Below are 14,698 nucleotides of genomic sequence, written 5' to 3' on the forward strand. Positions count from 1 at the left end.
GATGCCCTGCGGCCTCTACGGCAAGCTGCCGGCCAAGCGCGACTTCATCGCCCTTTCCGTGCCCGGCGCCTTCCTGCGGGTCTTCGAGCCCTGGCTCCAGGCGGGTCTGGCGGCGAGCCGCCTCGCGCTCCGCGAGGCTTGGCAGCCCGCCTATCTCCGTGCGCCGATCTGGCGCTTCTGGCTCGGCACGGAGGTGGCCGGCGCCGGCTCGCTCGGGGCGATCATGCCCTCCGTCGACGGGATCGGCCGCTACTTCCCCCTGACCCTCGTCGGCCAGGCCGGCTCCGGCGGCGTGCCGCGCCCCCCGGAGCTCGACCCCTGCGACGGCTGGTTCGAGGGGGCGGAGAGCCTGCTCCTGTCCGTCCTGACCGACGAGACCGGCTTCGAGGCGGTGGCGGCCGCGCTGGCGGCCTGCCCGGACCCGCCGGCGCCTCCCGAGCCCCTATCGGGAGGAGGCGTCGTCCGGCTGCGCGGCGGAGCGCTCGTCGCTCCGGCGGCCGCGGGTCTCGGCGAGGCGCTCGGGGCCTTGAGGACGCCCGGCGCCGCGCGCCTGCATGCCGGTATGACCTACTGGTGGACGCCCGGCGGCGAGGGCTTCGCGCCGCGGGTCGCATCCTGCCGCGGGATGCCGGACCCGGCCTTCGTCACCGGCATGCTGACGGGGGATTTCGATGACCTCGCCGCATGATCCCGGGGCGGTACCCGGGCCTGCCGCCTGGGCCTCGCCGGAGGCGCCGCTGCGGGTCGAGGCCGGCTCCGTCACGCATCCGGGCATGGTCCGGGCCGAGAACGAGGACCGCTGCCTCGCCGCGCCCGATCTCGGGGTCTTCGCCGTCGCCGACGGCATGGGCGGCCACGCGGACGGGGCGCTCGCCAGCGCCACCGTCGTCGAGGCGCTGGCCTCGATCGGCGCGGCCGTCTCCGCCGCCGACCTGATGGCGCGCCTGGAGGACCGCATCCTGCGGGCCAACGCCACCCTGTGGGCGTCGGGCCAGGCCCGCGGCGGGATCGTCGGCTCGACGGTGGCGGTGCTGCTGATCTACGGCCGCGACTTCGCCTGCGTCTGGTCGGGCGACAGCCGCATCTACCGCATCCGCGGCGGCGCCATCGAGCAGCTCACCCGCGACCACACCGAGGGCCGCGACCTGTTCGAGCGCGGCCTGCTCAGCGCGAGCGAGATGGCGGCCTGGCCGCGCCGGCACGTCATCACCCGCGCGGTGGGCGTGCGCGAGCGGCCCGAGGTCGACCTGGAGCAGGGCACGCTGGAGCCCGGCGACGTGTTCGTGATCTGCTCGGACGGGCTCACCGGTCCGCTCTCCGACCGCGACATCCTGCTCTCCGCCGGCACGTCCGCCCCGCAATGGGCCTGCGACGCCCTCCTCGCCCTCGCCCTCGACCGGGGCGCGCCGGACAATGTCAGCGCCGTCATCGTCCGCTTCGGGGCGCCCTCGCCCGGCCGCCGCTCGGCCGCATCCGCGCCGGGAGAGACCGTGGCGATGCTCGGCGCGCGCGGCGACGGGAGGCCGTCATGAGCGAGCGCACCGTGGTCGAGCCGCGCCCGCCCGCGCGGGCCGGGCCGGGAACGCGGCTCAACGACCTCTACGAGATCGACGCCCTGCTGGCGGCCGGCGGCATGGGCGAGGTCTTCCGCGGCCACGCCATCGAGACCGGCGACGCGGTCGCGATCAAGACCATCCGCCCGGACTTCGCCGGCAACGCCCAGGCGCTCGCCCTCTTCCGCAAGGAGGCGGCGGCGCTGCGCGACGTCCACCACGGCGCGGTGGTGCGCTACTACGTGTTCTCGATCGACCGCCGGCTCGACCTCCCCTACCTCGCCATGGAGTTCGTCACCGGCGAATCCCTGGCCGAGCGCCTGCGGAGCGGCCCCCTCTCCTTCGAGGAGGTCGAGATCCTGCGCCGGCGCCTCGCCGGCGGCCTCCAGGCGGCCCACGAGGCCGGGATCGTCCACCGGGACATCTCGCCCGACAACGTGATCCTGCCCGGGGGCGACCCGGCGCGGGCCAAGATCATCGATTTCGGCATCGCCCGCTCGGCCACCGGCCAGACGGTGATCGGCGACGGCTTCGCCGGTAAGTACGACTACGTCTCCCCCGAGCAGCTCGGTCTCCAGGGGGGCGACGTCACCGCCCGCTCCGACATCTACAGCCTTGGCCTGGTCCTCGCCGAGGCGAGCCGGGGCCGGCGGGTCGACATGGGGGGCAGCCCCGCGGAGTTCGTCGCCCGCCGCTCGGCGCTGCCCGACCTCGCCGGCCTCGACGCGCGCCTGCGCCCCCTGATCGAGGCGATGCTCCAGCCCGACCCGTCCCGGCGCCCCGAGAGCATGGCGGCGGTGGAATCCTGGCGTCCGGTGGCCCGCGACGTGCCGCGGGCGATCCCGCCGGCCCGCAGGGGCCGCGTCGTCGCCCTCGTGCTCGGCACCCTCGCCCTCGCGGCGGCCGTCGTCGCCGCGCTCCTGCTCTCCCGGCCGGAGACGACGGCGCCGCCGCAGGCCGGTGGCCCGGCTCTCTCGGAGCGTCCTGTCCCGGCAGAGGCGCCGAGACTCGATACGGCGCCCGCCGAGCAGGCGGCGCCCGGCGGCCGGACCGCGCCGAGCGGGCCCGCCCTCCCCCCCGCCTCGGAGACCCCCGAAGGCAAGGCCGCCACCGCCCCGTTGCAGACGCCCGGCAGCGAGCCCGGCCCGGATCAGGCGGATGGCGGGCGCGGCCGCAACACCCCGACGGTCTCGGAGTCGCCGAGCCAGGGCGCGGCGGCCCCGGAGAACCGGCCGAAGCCTGCGACCGCGCCCGTCGCTCCCCCGGTCACGCCTCCGACCGCGCCCTCGCCCACGCCGATCGAGCGGGTCGCGGCCTTCATCCGCGATTACCGCGGCGGCCCCTGCTTCTTCCTCAACCCGACGGCGGTGGGGGCCGCGAGCGCCACGGTCGAGGCCTACGGCACCGACCCGGCACCCGCCCGGGCCTTCGACGCCGCCTTCCGCGCCGCCTTCGGCTTCGAAGCTCGTATCCAGCTTCGGCAGATCGAGAGCGGCCAGTGCCCTGTGATCGAGCTTCTCGCCGCGCAGGCGCAGGCGAAGCCGGCCGGCGTCCCGATCCTGCAGATCGACGCGGACAGGATACGCGGCGGGGACGAGCTGAAGGGCCGCGTCGAGTGGGGCGATCCTCGCAGCCTGAGGCTGTGGCTGGTCGAGGGCGACGGCACCCTGCACGACCTCACCGGATCCCTGAAGCGGGGAGAGGGCCGGGCCGGCTTCGCCGTCCGCCTCGAGAGGCCGGCGGGAGACCCGTGGCGGCCGCAGCTTCTCGTCGCGGTGTCGGGTGGAGAGGCCGCCGCCCGGCAGGGCTCGGGGCGCCAGACCGAGGCCCTGTTCCCGGCGCTCGCGCGGCAGGCCGCGAGCCCCGGAGGCGCGGTCGGCGTCGCCGTGCGCTACCTCAAGGTCGGAGGCTGAGCGGTGGCGGGCCGTCCCGAGGCCGAGCTCGACGAGGGCGCCTGTCTCGACCTCGTGATGCGCCTGCGCTTCGCGGACGCACCCTGCAAGGCCTGCGGCGGCCGGGAGGGCTTCCGGCGCGAGAGCCGCAACCGGGCCTTCTCCTGCCGGGCCTGCGGCATGAAGGTGTTCCCCTGCCAGGACACGCCCTTCGCGAGGCCGCGCCCGTCGCTGGCGCAGTGGTTCCTCGCCGTCGATCTCGCCGCCCGCGGCGAGGGCTCCCAGCGCACCCTGCGCCGGCGGCTCGGCGTCGACGGCCGGACCGCGGCGGAGATCGAGGCGGGCCTGCGGCGACTGCGGGCGGCGGCCGATCCCGGCACGCAGGCCGGCTGGTTTCCCGCGATCGCGTCCTTCGTTGCCGCGCACCGGACCGGGGCCGCCGCGCCCGCACCGGAGCCCGCCGCGACCTCTCCGGGGGGCGCCGCGCCGATGGCGGCCGATCCCGGCCGGGAGACGCTCTGGCAGACCCTGCGCTCCCTCGTGGCGCTTCCCCAGGGGCTCGGCCGGGTCGAGCAGCGTCCGCTGCTCGGCATCGCCGCCATCATCCTGTTCATGCTGGCCGGGGCCGGGATCGGCTGGCTCATCGTGCCGCCGGCCTCCGAATCCGACGGCGAGGTCGAGCAGGCCACCGCCATGCTCAGCCTCGGGGAGCGCACCCCCGTCATCCTGGTCTCGCCCGAGGTCGCCGCCCAGCTCTACGACGTCACCGACGTCGACGCCGACCCGGACTCGCCGCTCGCCTCCTCGATCCGGGTCGACCCGAAGCTCGACAAGAGCGGCGCGCCCACGGTCGTGCCCGGCGCGGGGCCGGCGGCCCCGCCCTCGGTGAAGCTCTCCGCCGGGGTCGGCAAGTCCCTCGTCGACGGCGACACCGACGCCGTGCGGGCGAGCGCCCGCAACCGGCCGGAACTCGCGGCCTACTCGGCGCTCGCCACAGAGCTCGAGGCCAAGGGGCCGCGCAACCCGGACGAGCTCCTCATCTTCGGCCCGATCAAGGTCCGCCGCTACCTTGTCGAGAAGATCGTGCGCGCCTCCCGGGCGACGAGCGTCGATCCCGTGCTACTCATGGCGATCGCCGACAAGGAATCGAGCTTCAAGACCGAGGTCCAGGCGCAGACCTCCTCGGCCACCGGCCTCTACCAGTTCATCGAGAAGACCTGGCTCGGCGTCGTGCGCGATTTCGGCCCCCGCTACGGCCTGGAGAAGGAGGCGGCGCTCCTTGCCAGCGGCGAGCCGAGCCGGGCGCAGCGCGTCGCGATCCTGGAGATGCGCCGCGACCCGTATCTCTCCGCGGTGTTCGCCGCGGAGATGCTCAAGCGCGACAGCCTGCGCATCGCCCGGCGGGTCGGCCGCAACCTTACCGGCGGCGAGGTCTACCTCGTGCACTTCCTCGGTCCGGCCGGGGCCGAGCAGATGATCGACGCGGTCTCGCGCCGGCCGGAGACGGTGGCGGCCGAGCTGCTGCCGAAGCCGGCCGCCGCGAACAAGCCGATCTTCTACGGGACCGGCTCGAAGAGCCTGTCGGTGGCCGAGGTGACGGGCAAGTTCGAATCGATGATCTCGCTACGCCTCGACCGCTACCGCAGCGTCAAGGGCGTGAGCGTGCCCGAGCCCGCCGCCTCCGCGCCGCGCTGAGCCCTCAGATCGCCGAGGCGATCGCGCCGAAGCCCATGGCGCGGGCCTGCTCGCGGACCCTCGCCTTCTGGTCCTCCCGGAGCACGTCGAGGAGGGGCCGCGCGGCCGCCTGCATGCGCATCGCCGCGCCGATGCCGAAGGCGTCCTTGGGGTCCTGCCCCGCCCGGATCAGGGCGGCCTGCTGCGCGCCGAGATCGAGGAGCGCCTGCTCCACCGCCGGCCAGTACGGCTCCTGCTCGCGGGTCAGGCGAAGCCCGAGGCGGAAGCGGCGGATCTCGGCGGCCGTCAGCACCCCGTCGGCGCGTCGCTCCGGGCGGGGCGCCGGGCGAAGGGCCGGAGCCGGAGCCGGGATCGGCGCGGCGGCGGGAGGGTGCGTCGCCAGCGGGCCGGGCGCCGCCGGCCCCACACCCGGCGGCAGGGCCGCCACCGCGCGCGGCGGGCGCCGCGGCTCCGGTGCCGCGGCCGGACCGGGCGCGACGGGGTCGGCGGCGCGGGCCGGAGGTGACGCCTCGGCGTCGACCCGCGGCGGCTCCGCGAGCGGCGGAAGGAGCGGTTCGAGGGGAGCGGGGGCGGATTTCGGCGGCTCGTCGAGGCGCTGCGGGGCCGGGGCGGCCTCCATCAGCAGCGTTCCCCGGGCGACCGGCGGCGGCCGCTCCGGCGGCGACACGCTGACGATCGCGAAGGCGCCCACGGCGACCACCGCCGTGAACATCGCGACGCCCCCCGCCGTCGACAGGATCAGCTGCCGGTTCATCTCGGCGACTCCCACGCCCGCTCGGACCGATCCAAAGATAGGACAAAAACGGTCCTGTCGCACAGGTGCTGTCGGGAGAGGCGTGCGGTGGAGCCGGAAGGTCGGCACGCTCGCGGCGACGGCCGCGCGCACGCAGCGCTCAACAGGCGGTCGTGCGAATTCCGGCTTTAATCCCGGACCTGTCACAAATATTTCGCCGGCCCCGTGCTCAGGGAGCCTTCAGGCGGCGCGAAGCCGTTGGGTGACCATCGGAGATCCGGGCATGGCAGGGTCGGCAGCCGGCAGCTACGCGCCAAATCGGGACCATGCCGGGCCCGAACCGCATCACGGCCGCCCTAATCTCGACGGCCATCGCTCGATCCTCACGGCCGTCCTGCTGACCGGCGCCATCGCCGCGGCGCTCGCCTACGTCGCCTACAGCATCTACCTCGACGTCGACGCCACGGGCGTCCACGTCACCACCTACCTGCCCTACATCCTGCTCTTCGTGGCGCTCGTCATCGCCCTCGGCTTCGAGTTCGTGAACGGCTTCCACGACACGGCCAACGCCGTCGCGACCGTGATCTACACGCACTCGCTGCCGGCGAACGTGGCCGTGGTCTGGTCCGGCTTCTTCAACTTCCTCGGCGTGCTGCTCTCCTCGGGCGCGGTCGCCTTCGGCATCGTCAGCCTGCTGCCGGTGGAGCTGATCCTCCAGGTCGGGTCGGGCGCCGGCTTCGCGATGGTGTTCGCGCTGCTCATCGCCGCGATCATCTGGAATCTCGGGACCTGGTACTTCGGCCTGCCGGCCTCGTCCTCGCACACCCTGATCGGCTCGATCATCGGCGTCGGCGTCGCCAACGCGCTCCTGCACGGCCGCTCGGGAACCTCGGGCGTCGACTGGTCGAAGGCCACCGAGATCGGATGGTCGCTCCTGCTCTCGCCGGTCTTCGGCTTCATGGCGGCCGGCGCCCTGCTCCTCGTCCTGCGCTTCCTGGTGCGCAACCCGGCCCTCTACGCCGAGCCGAAGGGCAAGGAGCCGCCGCCGCTGTGGATCCGCGGTCTCCTGATCGCGACCTGCACTGGCGTCTCCTTCGCGCACGGCTCCAACGACGGACAGAAGGGCATGGGCCTGATCATGCTCATCCTGATCGGCACCGTGCCGACCGCCTACGCCCTCAACCGGGCCCTGCCCGACTCCTCGGTGGCGCAGTTCCGGCAGGCCTCGCAGGCCGCGTCCGAGGTGGTGGCCCAGAAGGCCGCCGGCTACAGCGTCATCGGCGATCCGCGCCCGGCGGTGACGGCCTACGTCGCCGCCCGGAAGATCGAGGGCGGCACCTACCCGTCCCTCTCGGTCCTGATCCGGCAGATCGGCGAGCAGGTCGACCGCTACGGCACGCTCGCCAAGGTGCCGGCCGAGGCCGTGGGCAACACCCGCAACGACATGTACCTCGCCTCCGAGGCCATCCGCTTCCTGATGAAGGACAAGGAGAACGAGCTGTCGCCGGCCGAGGTCGGCACGCTCAACGCCTACAAGAAGGGCCTCGACGAGGCGACGCGCTTCATCCCGACCTGGGTCAAGGTCGCGGTGGCGATCGCGCTCGGCCTCGGCACCATGGTGGGCTGGAAGCGCATCGTGATCACGGTCGGCGAGAAGATCGGCAAGACCCACCTCACCTACGCGCAGGGCGCCTCGGCGGAGCTGGTGGCGGCGGGCACCATCGGCGCCGCCGACATGTTCGGTCTGCCGGTCTCGACCACCCACGTGCTCTCGTCCGGCGTCGCGGGCACCATGGCGGCCAACCGCTCGGGTCTCCAGCTCGCGACCCTGCGCAACCTGGCGATGGCCTGGATCCTCACTCTGCCGGTGGCGATGCTGCTGTCGGGAACGCTCTACGTGATCTTCTCGCGCCTGTTCTGAGCCGGGATGAGCACGGCACCGGCCGCTCCGGCCCGTCTTCTCTGCGACGAGCCGGACCTTCCCGGCCTGCTCTGGGCCATGCGCTTCGACGCGGCCGGCCGCGGCCGCCTCGTCGGCGAAGACGAGGTGCTGCCCGAGCCTGGAGGCTTCGGCGAGGGCTTCACCTGGCTGCACTTCAACCTGAACGACGCGCGGCTGGCGACCCTCGTCGCCGAGGGGCGGCTCGGCCCGCGCCACCTGACGGCGGCCTCCTTCGGAAGCGATCCGCATCAGCGCCTGATGGTCGAGGACGGCCATATCGGCGGGGTCGTGGCCGACCTCGTCCACGGGACGGGCGAGAGGGCCGAGCCCGGCGAGGCCGATGCCGGCGGGCGCCTGCACTTCGTGATGGGGCCGCGCCTCCTCGCGAGCGGCCGGCGCCACCCCGTCGCCGGACCAGACCTGGCGCGCGACGCGACGACCGAGGGGCGCTGCATCCTCGCGCCCTTCCAGCTTCTCGAGATCATCGTCGAGCAGGTCGTCGGCGCGATGGCCCGGATGGGCGGCCGGCTCGCCGACGAGCTCGACGAGATCGAGGACCACATCCTCGACGAGCGGGTCCGCGGCGAGCGGCGCCGTCTTGGGCCGATCCGCCGCGATGCGGTCCGCCTCCACCGGCAGCTTCTCGGGTTGCGGGCCGTGTTCCACCGCCTCGAGACGGCGGCCGCCGACGAGCAGGTTCCGGCGGTGGCGGTCGCCGCGGCGGCCCGCATCGCCCAGCGCCTCGACGCCCTCGACCGGGACATGGTGATGCTCGCCGACCGCAGCCGGCTGATGCAGGACGAGCTGGCCTCCTACCTCGCCCAGGCCTCGAACCGCCAGCTCTACACCCTGTCGGTGCTCACCGCCCTGTTCCTGCCGCCGACCCTGGTGACCGGCCTGTTCGGCATGAACACGAAGGGCCTGCCGCTCGCCGACAACGAGAGCGGCTCGTCGGTCGCCATCATGGTCGCGCTCGTCTCGGCGGTCGCGGTCTTCGCGCTGATCCGCGTCCTCGGCATCCGCCCGCCGCGCGACTGAGAGCCTCTCTCAATAGCGCACGATCGCCCGCAGGCTGAAGATCGCGGCGTTGCGGACCCGCGCGCCGTCCGGATCGCGGGGGTTGGCGATGCCGCCGCCGGGCTTGAACACGTACTGGACGCTCGGCTGGAGGGCGACGCCCGGCCCGAGCACGGCTTGGTAGGTCGCCTCGACCACGGCCTCCAGGCTGCGCCGGGGGCGCGGCCCGTCGCCGAGCGCGGCCGCCGCCACGTCCAGCCGGTGGGCGGCCCGCGCGATCCGGGCGTAGCCGACGGCGAGCCCCACGGTGTCGTCCGAGCGGCCGGGCAGCAGCCCGCGATAGGCGATGCCGCCGTCGACGTAGAGATCGAGCAGGTTGCGGTCTCCGGGCGAGCCCGAGGCGCGCAGGAAGACGCTGGCGCCGTCGTTCGGGTCGTCCGGCTCACGGTACACCGTCTGGTCGATGAGCCCGTAGACGCCGGAATCGCCCCGCAGCCGGCGGCCGGTCCCGGAGCTCGCCGGATCGGCGAGGACGCGGCCGCCGGCATCGCGGGCGAGCGCATCGAAGCGCCCGAAATGATACCAGCCGCCGAGCGTCACCGTGCCGGGCTCGCCCGTCGCGCCGGGCGCGATGTTGTAGGCGTAGGAGACCTCGGCGATGGCCAGCCCCGGGTCCGACAGCGGGAAGCGGGTGCCGGTGGGGTTGCGTCGCTGCGCCTCGGGCTCGCGGCCGAAGCGGTCGGGGCCGCCCGGATCGCCGTCGTAGAGCCCGGCCTGGAACGAGAGGTTGGCGTTCGGCACGAACTTCACCCGGATGCCCGGCACCGCGAGCGGGTAGGACGGGCCGCCGCCCCGGATGTTGCTCGCGAGGATCGCCGGCCAGCCGAAGGAGCCGTTGGTGAACAGGATGCCGGTCTGGCTCACCATGTACTCGGTGTCGGTGGCGAGCTGCCCCAGCCGGATCGCCAGCCGCCCGTCGAACAGGCTCTGCTCGACCCACAATTCGTTGAGGCGCGAGGCGCCCAGGGCCTCGATGTCGCTGACCGTCAGGAGGTTGCCGACATAGGAGCGGGACGCGCCACTGCCGTGGATCTGGTAGAAGGTCGTGTGGAGCGAGCCGCCCGTCCAGCCCGCCAGCCTGTCGAGGTCGACGTCGACGTCGATGTCCACCATCCCGAGCGTCGCCGTGCCGCGGCGCAGCCCGCCGCGGGCCGTGTGAAGGGCCTCGGCGAAGTAGATGATGTCGTAGGCGATGCCCCGCGCGCGCAGGTAGGCCCGGTATCCGCCCGGGTCTCCGGCCTCCCCAAGCAGATCCTGGATCGAGGTCGTCACGTCCGCCGAGCGCTGCGCCGAGAACATCGGCTGCGCGACGGAGGTCTGCGGATCGCCGCCGGCGCCCCCGTCGAACCTGATCGCGGGGGGCTCGGCGGCACCCTCGCGGGCCGGTTGCGCCGTGGCGGTGGAGGCCGACAGCAGCAGCAGGGCTGCCAACCCCGGGCACCGCAACCGCCGCGCGCGAAGGCCCCGCGGCGTGGCGCTCGCCCGGCGCCTCATGTCGCCGCCATCCGCGTCGCCTCGCGTCGAGGGCCGCTCAGTAGCGGGACGGGACGTACATCTGCGCCGGAACCGGCCCGCGCACGTAGTCCGCGTGGCGCTCCCGGGGTGGCAGGTGGACCGCCGGATGGGCGACCTCGCCGTAGGGGATCTGCTCCAGGAGGTGGCTGATGCAGTTGAGGCGCGCGCGCTTCTTGTTGACCGCCTCGACGACCCACCAGGGCGCCTCGGGGATGTGGGTGCGGGCCAGCATGTCCTCCTTGGCGCGGGTGTAGTCCTCCCAGCGACGGCGGGACTCCACGTCCATCGGCGACAGCTTCCACTGCTTCAGCGGATCCTCGATCCGCATGCGGAAGCGAAGCTCCTGCTCGACGTCGGTGATCGAGAACCAGTATTTCAGCAGGACGATGCCGGAGCGCACGAGCATGCGCTCGAACTCGGGGACCGAGCGGAAGAACTCCTCCACCTCGGCCTCCGAGCAGAAGCCCATCACGCGCTCGACGCCCGCGCGGTTGTACCAGGAGCGGTCGAACAGCACGATCTCGCCGGCGGCCGGCAGGTGGGCGACGTAGCGCTGGAAGTACCACTGGGTGCGCTCGCGCTCGTTCGGGGCCGGCAGCGCCGCGACGCGGCAGACGCGCGGGTTGAGGCGCTGGGTGATCCGCTTGATGACGCCGCCCTTGCCGGCCGAGTCGCGCCCCTCGAACAGGATCACGACCCGCAGCCTCTGGTCCTGCACCCAGTCCTGAAGCCGCACCAGCTCGTGCTGGAGGCGCAGCAGTTCGCGGAAGTATTCCCGACGGCTCGGACCGTCCGGGTGGTCCTCGCCCGGATGCGGCTCGAGATGCTCCAGGCGCTCGTCCTCGAGCTCGAGCTCCAGCTCCTCGTCGTAGCTGTCGGCGATCTCTCGACGGATCGCCTCGATGTCGATGTCGCGAGGCGTGCGGTCGTCGTGCGTCATGGTCGCTAACCCGGAGGGCGTCAGGCTGAGGAGTGACTAGAAGCAGGCTTCCATGACAAGCCTGAGAAGCGCCGGCCGCCGGCTACTCGGCGTTCCCACCGGCAACGCTTCCGTGAGGCGCCGGCGCGCGGATGCCAGGCGCCGCCGAACGCGCCGCTCGAAGGCGCAGAGGACGCCGATCCGCCATGGAGGTCGCACGCAAGAGGGCGACGCAGTTGCGGTCTCGCTCGGACGGATCGTTCGCAATGCCGTGCGAAAATGGCGCGCCCGAAAGGATTCGAACCTCTGACCCCCAGATTCGTAGTCTGGTGCTCTATCCAGCTGAGCTACGGGCGCGTGCCCGGCGGCGCGTCAGCGCTGCCGTGGAGCGGGGGTCTAGAGGGTCGGTTTGGCCTTTGCAAGCCCCGCCGCGCGTTTTCCGGACCTTGCGGCCGCCCCGTCGTCGCGGCACCGGCTGCGGACGCTCGCAGGGAGCGTCGTGGATGGTCTCCGCCTCGGCGGATCGGGGCCTGCGGACCTCGTCGCGGCGGCTCGCAGAGGCGGGATCGTCGCCGGCTTCCGGCGCCGGATCGGCGCGGCGGCGAAAACGTGGGTGCGCGGCGGGATGCGATTGAATTCAACGTATACGAGAGCGCGCCCCGTCGGTTAACGTCGGTGCCAGAGCGGATTAAAGGTTGAGCGCGGATACGTCCGCGGCGGACGGTGTGATGTGAAGGCGAACGCAATCGACGAGAGGCCGGTCCCGGCCAACGACCCGCTGCTGCTCGACAACCAGCTCTGCTACGCGCTCTACGCCGCGGCCCACCGCATGACCAAGTCGTACCGGCCGCTGCTCGATGGCCTGGGCGTGACCTACCCGCAGTATCTCGTCCTCCTCGTCTTGTGGGAGACGGAGGGGCTCACGGTCTCGGAGATCGGCCGGCGCCTTCGGCTCGACTCCGGCACGCTGACGCCCGTTCTGAAGCGCCTCGAGAGCGCCGGCCTGCTGCTGCGCAGCCGCCGGCAGTCCGACGAGCGCGAGGTCGAGATCAGCCTGACCGACGAGGGGCGGGCCCTGCGGGCCCGGGCGCTCCAGGTGCGGCAGGCGGTGATGTGCCAGCTCGACCTCTCGGAGCCGGAGATCCGCGCCCTGCGCTCGGACCTCAACCGCCTCATCGAGACCCTGAGCGCGGCGGGATGACGGCAGCGTCCCAGGACCGGGAAATCGCGGCGCATGACGTTCCGCATGGCCTCGGTCGTCATCGACCGGCGATAAACACGCCGCGCGGCGGGGAACATGCGCCGCGTTTCCATACTGTCATGCCATGACGAAGATGCCTCAAGAGGAGCCGCGCGAGCCTGGCCGACAGGTGGGGGCGCTCCCCTTCCGCCGGGACGCGGAGGGAGGCTGCGAGGTTCTGCTCGTCACCTCCCGCGAGAGCCGGCGCTGGGTGATCCCGAAGGGCTGGACGATGAAGGGCCGCAAGCCCTTCGAGGCCGCGGCCCAGGAGGCCTACGAGGAGGCGGGGCTGGTCGGCGAGATCGGCAGGCGCCCGCTCGGATTCTACCTCTACGAGAAGCGCCTCAAGAACCGCGACTCCGTGCTCTGCCAGGTGAAGGTGTTTCCTCTCGAGGTCCGCAAGCAGCTCAAGCGCTGGCCGGAGCGGGAGCAGCGCGACCTGCGCTGGTTCACGCCCTCGGACGCGGCGGACGCGGTGACGGAGCCCGGCCTCGCGGCGATCATCCGCTCCGCCTTCAAGCGCGAGCCGACGGCCTGAGCGCCGGTCGTCGCAGCGCGATTGCAAAGCCCGATGCGATCCGCTAATGCCCACCGGCCGGTCGGCGCAGGACGCGCCACCCGCCTCGCTGCGGTAGCTCAGTGGTAGAGCACCTCATTGGTAATGAGGAGGTCGAGAGTTCAATCCTCTCTCGCAGCACCAGTCTAAGCTTCTGATTTTTATTCGACTCTGACGGCTCTTGCGCGATCCTTCGATCGCGCTGCTCGCGTATGGCGGACCCGCTCGCCGCGCGTCAGGTCTGCCCACGCTTCAGCGAATAGAAGATGTGGCGGCCGATCACGTCCATCTTGAGCAGGCGCCGGGACCAGCGGGGCTTCACGTAGTCCGCGTGGTAGTGGGTCGCGCCGCCGACCTCGCTCAGATAGGTGCGGCCCTCGATCACCGCCTTGGCGATGCGGGTGGCGCTCTGCCAGGAGGCGGCGTCGGTGATGCGCAGGGACTTGCCCTCGCAGGCGAAGGAGAACTGGCAGGCCATGTAGCGGTGCCGGTTCTGGTAGACGACGCCGCAGACGCTCTGCGGATAGAGCCCGCTCTTGACGCGGTTGAGCACGACCTGCGCCACGGCGGCCTGGCCGTCCTCGGGCTCGCTGCGGGCCTCGAAATAGACGGCCTCGGCGAGGCAGCGCTGCTCCCGGTCCATCGAATCCGGCTCGATGAGGTCGGCGTAGCGATGGCGCGAATCCAGCGGCACGCCGGCGGCGCTCGGCGCCTCCCGCGCGCTGAAGCCGGGAAGCGCGAGGCTCGCGGCGGCGACCTCGATGGGGATCGCGTCGGCCGGGGCCGGCGTCGTCGAGCCGAGCGCCACGGCGCGGGGGATGGCGGGCGTCGCGCCGTCGCCGAGATCCTCCGGTTCCGCGATCTCCGCCTCGGCCGTGACGAGCCCGTGCGGGGAGAGACCGAGATCGGGCACCGGCTGGAAGCCCTGTTCCGAGTCGAGGTCCGGCGTCCAGGTGGCGGGTCCGGGAGTGAGCACGCCGCTCACGGAGCCGGTGAGGTTGGCGAAGGTCGGGGCGCCGCCCTCGCGCAGGCGCTCGGCGCTGCGGGCGAAGCTCGCGGCGGGCGGCACCAGGGCGTCGCCCTTGCCCTCGCGCCGGACGATGGGGAACGTGCGGGCGTTGGGCTTCAACTCGTCCCGCAGGGGCTCCTCGGCGAGGATGCGCCCGCCCCGGACCGAGGCGATCAGCGTCGCGGCGCCGTCGCCCGCCCGCTCGGCGCCGATCAGGGTCGTGCCGGGCGGAAGCGCCGGCACCGTGCGGGCGTCGATGAGCGCGACGGGGCTCGCGCCGATGGAGCTTTCCGTGCCTGCATCGGCCGTGAAGGAGACCAGCAGGCCGAGCCCGGCGATCCAGGGGGTCGCAGCCGCCCCGACCCAGCGCAGTCCGTCCCGCCGCTGTACGCGCCTGATACCCACGCCGAACCGACCCGCCTCGAGGGAAGTCACGCCCGGCGACGCTGCCGCCGGAATCCGGGGCTGGTGAGGCCGGTTCCCGTTTATTGCCCGGTATGGTTGCCGGCGGGTTAAGATCGGCCGCTGTACAAGCGGGGCCCGATCCGCGTGATCCTTCGGGGAGCC

General features: G+C 73.0%; 12 protein-coding genes and 2 tRNA genes. 9 read left to right on the plus strand and 5 right to left on the minus strand.

Annotation, left to right across the window (positions count from 1 at the left end; translation table 11 throughout):
- Position 1 precedes the first annotated feature (1 nt).
- Genes tagF through MFF04_RS21995 form a run of 4 tightly spaced genes read left to right on the plus strand, consistent with a single transcriptional unit; the run spans position 2 to position 5,140 of the window.
- Positions 2–688 (plus strand): type VI secretion system-associated protein TagF, encoded by a 687-nt coding sequence (gene tagF / locus MFF04_RS13260; protein WP_238276445.1) that lies wholly within the window; start codon positions 2–4, stop codon positions 686–688.
- Positions 672–1,532 carry a PP2C family protein-serine/threonine phosphatase gene (locus MFF04_RS13265; protein ID WP_238276447.1) on the plus strand — a complete coding sequence of 287 codons (861 nt, stop codon included), beginning with the start codon at positions 672–674 and terminating at the stop codon, positions 1,530–1,532. The genes tagF and MFF04_RS13265 overlap by 17 nt, the downstream gene beginning before the upstream one ends.
- Complete coding sequence (locus tag MFF04_RS13270) at positions 1,529–3,466, plus strand: serine/threonine-protein kinase (protein WP_238276449.1); 1,938 nt, start codon at positions 1,529–1,531, stop codon at positions 3,464–3,466. The genes MFF04_RS13265 and MFF04_RS13270 overlap by 4 nt, the downstream gene beginning before the upstream one ends.
- A 3-nt stretch (positions 3,467–3,469) precedes the next feature.
- Positions 3,470–5,140, plus strand: a complete 1,671-nt coding sequence (locus tag MFF04_RS21995) for a transglycosylase SLT domain-containing protein (protein ID WP_306308067.1) — start codon at positions 3,470–3,472, stop codon at positions 5,138–5,140.
- A gap of 4 nt (positions 5,141–5,144) precedes the next feature.
- Here the strand turns inward: MFF04_RS21995 and MFF04_RS13280 are convergent, their stop codons facing one another.
- Positions 5,145–5,894, minus strand: coding sequence for a hypothetical protein (locus MFF04_RS13280; RefSeq protein WP_238276451.1), 750 nt, complete (start codon positions 5,892–5,894; stop codon positions 5,145–5,147).
- A gap of 262 nt (positions 5,895–6,156) precedes the next feature.
- On the opposite strand from MFF04_RS13280, the gene MFF04_RS13285 reads away from it, so the two are divergent.
- The gene (locus tag MFF04_RS13285; RefSeq protein ID WP_238276453.1) at positions 6,157–7,794 is read left to right on the plus strand and encodes an inorganic phosphate transporter; all 1,638 of its coding nucleotides are present in this window, start codon (positions 6,157–6,159) and stop codon (positions 7,792–7,794) included.
- Between the two features lie 6 nt (positions 7,795–7,800).
- Positions 7,801–8,853, plus strand: a complete 1,053-nt coding sequence (locus MFF04_RS13290) for a transporter (protein WP_238276455.1) — start codon at positions 7,801–7,803, stop codon at positions 8,851–8,853.
- 9 nt (positions 8,854–8,862) lie between these two features.
- Here the strand turns inward: MFF04_RS13290 and MFF04_RS13295 are convergent, their stop codons facing one another.
- The 3 genes from MFF04_RS13295 to MFF04_RS13305 all read right to left on the minus strand — a co-directional run bounded on the left by MFF04_RS13295 (position 8,863) and on the right by MFF04_RS13305 (position 11,683).
- Positions 8,863–10,386, minus strand: coding sequence for a carbohydrate porin (locus MFF04_RS13295; protein WP_238276457.1), 1,524 nt, complete (start codon positions 10,384–10,386; stop codon positions 8,863–8,865).
- 37 nt (positions 10,387–10,423) lie between these two features.
- On the minus strand, positions 10,424–11,347 hold the full coding sequence (gene ppk2 / locus MFF04_RS13300; protein ID WP_238276459.1) for a polyphosphate kinase 2: 924 nt from the start codon (positions 11,345–11,347) through the stop codon (positions 10,424–10,426).
- Between the two features lie 259 nt (positions 11,348–11,606).
- Positions 11,607–11,683, minus strand: a tRNA-Arg gene (locus MFF04_RS13305).
- Between the two features lie 373 nt (positions 11,684–12,056).
- Here MFF04_RS13305 and MFF04_RS13310 point away from each other — a divergent pair.
- The 3 genes from MFF04_RS13310 (at position 12,057) to MFF04_RS13320 (ending at position 13,266) form a co-directional block, all read left to right on the plus strand.
- Positions 12,057–12,527, plus strand: coding sequence for a MarR family winged helix-turn-helix transcriptional regulator (locus MFF04_RS13310; protein ID WP_238276461.1), 471 nt, complete (start codon positions 12,057–12,059; stop codon positions 12,525–12,527).
- A 124-nt stretch (positions 12,528–12,651) separates the two neighbouring features.
- Positions 12,652–13,104 (plus strand): NUDIX hydrolase, encoded by a 453-nt coding sequence (locus tag MFF04_RS13315; protein ID WP_238276463.1) that lies wholly within the window; start codon positions 12,652–12,654, stop codon positions 13,102–13,104.
- An 87-nt stretch (positions 13,105–13,191) separates the two neighbouring features.
- A tRNA-Thr gene (locus MFF04_RS13320) sits at positions 13,192–13,266 on the plus strand.
- Positions 13,267–13,357: 91 nt separating this feature from the next.
- Here the strand turns inward: MFF04_RS13320 and MFF04_RS13325 are convergent.
- Positions 13,358–14,470: a cell wall hydrolase gene (locus MFF04_RS13325; RefSeq protein WP_238276542.1), complete on the minus strand. Its 1,113-nt coding sequence runs from the start codon at positions 14,468–14,470 to the stop codon at positions 13,358–13,360.
- Positions 14,471–14,698 lie beyond the last annotated feature (228 nt).

Origin of the sequence: Methylobacterium jeotgali (assembly GCF_022179345.1) — a bacterium.
Lineage (GTDB): Bacteria > Pseudomonadota > Alphaproteobacteria > Rhizobiales > Beijerinckiaceae > Methylobacterium > Methylobacterium jeotgali.

Bases quoted from the DNA above. Each gene is read 5' to 3' on its own strand.
- MFF04_RS13270 (WP_238276449.1), top strand. From the start codon at position 1,529: ATGAGCGAGCGCACCGTGGTCGAGCCGCGCCCGCCCGCGCGGGCCGGG.
- MFF04_RS13265 (WP_238276447.1), top strand. From the start codon at position 672: ATGACCTCGCCGCATGATCCCGGGGCGGTACCCGGGCCTGCCGCCTGG.
- MFF04_RS13280 (WP_238276451.1), bottom strand. From the start codon at position 5,894: ATGAACCGGCAGCTGATCCTGTCGACGGCGGGGGGCGTCGCGATGTTC.
- tagF (WP_238276445.1), top strand. From the start codon at position 2: ATGCCCTGCGGCCTCTACGGCAAGCTGCCGGCCAAGCGCGACTTCATC.
- MFF04_RS13290 (WP_238276455.1), top strand. From the start codon at position 7,801: ATGAGCACGGCACCGGCCGCTCCGGCCCGTCTTCTCTGCGACGAGCCG.
- MFF04_RS13315 (WP_238276463.1), top strand. From the start codon at position 12,652: ATGACGAAGATGCCTCAAGAGGAGCCGCGCGAGCCTGGCCGACAGGTG.
- ppk2 (WP_238276459.1), bottom strand. From the start codon at position 11,347: ATGACGCACGACGACCGCACGCCTCGCGACATCGACATCGAGGCGATC.
- MFF04_RS13285 (WP_238276453.1), top strand. From the start codon at position 6,157: ATGGCAGGGTCGGCAGCCGGCAGCTACGCGCCAAATCGGGACCATGCC.
- MFF04_RS13295 (WP_238276457.1), bottom strand. From the start codon at position 10,386: ATGAGGCGCCGGGCGAGCGCCACGCCGCGGGGCCTTCGCGCGCGGCGG.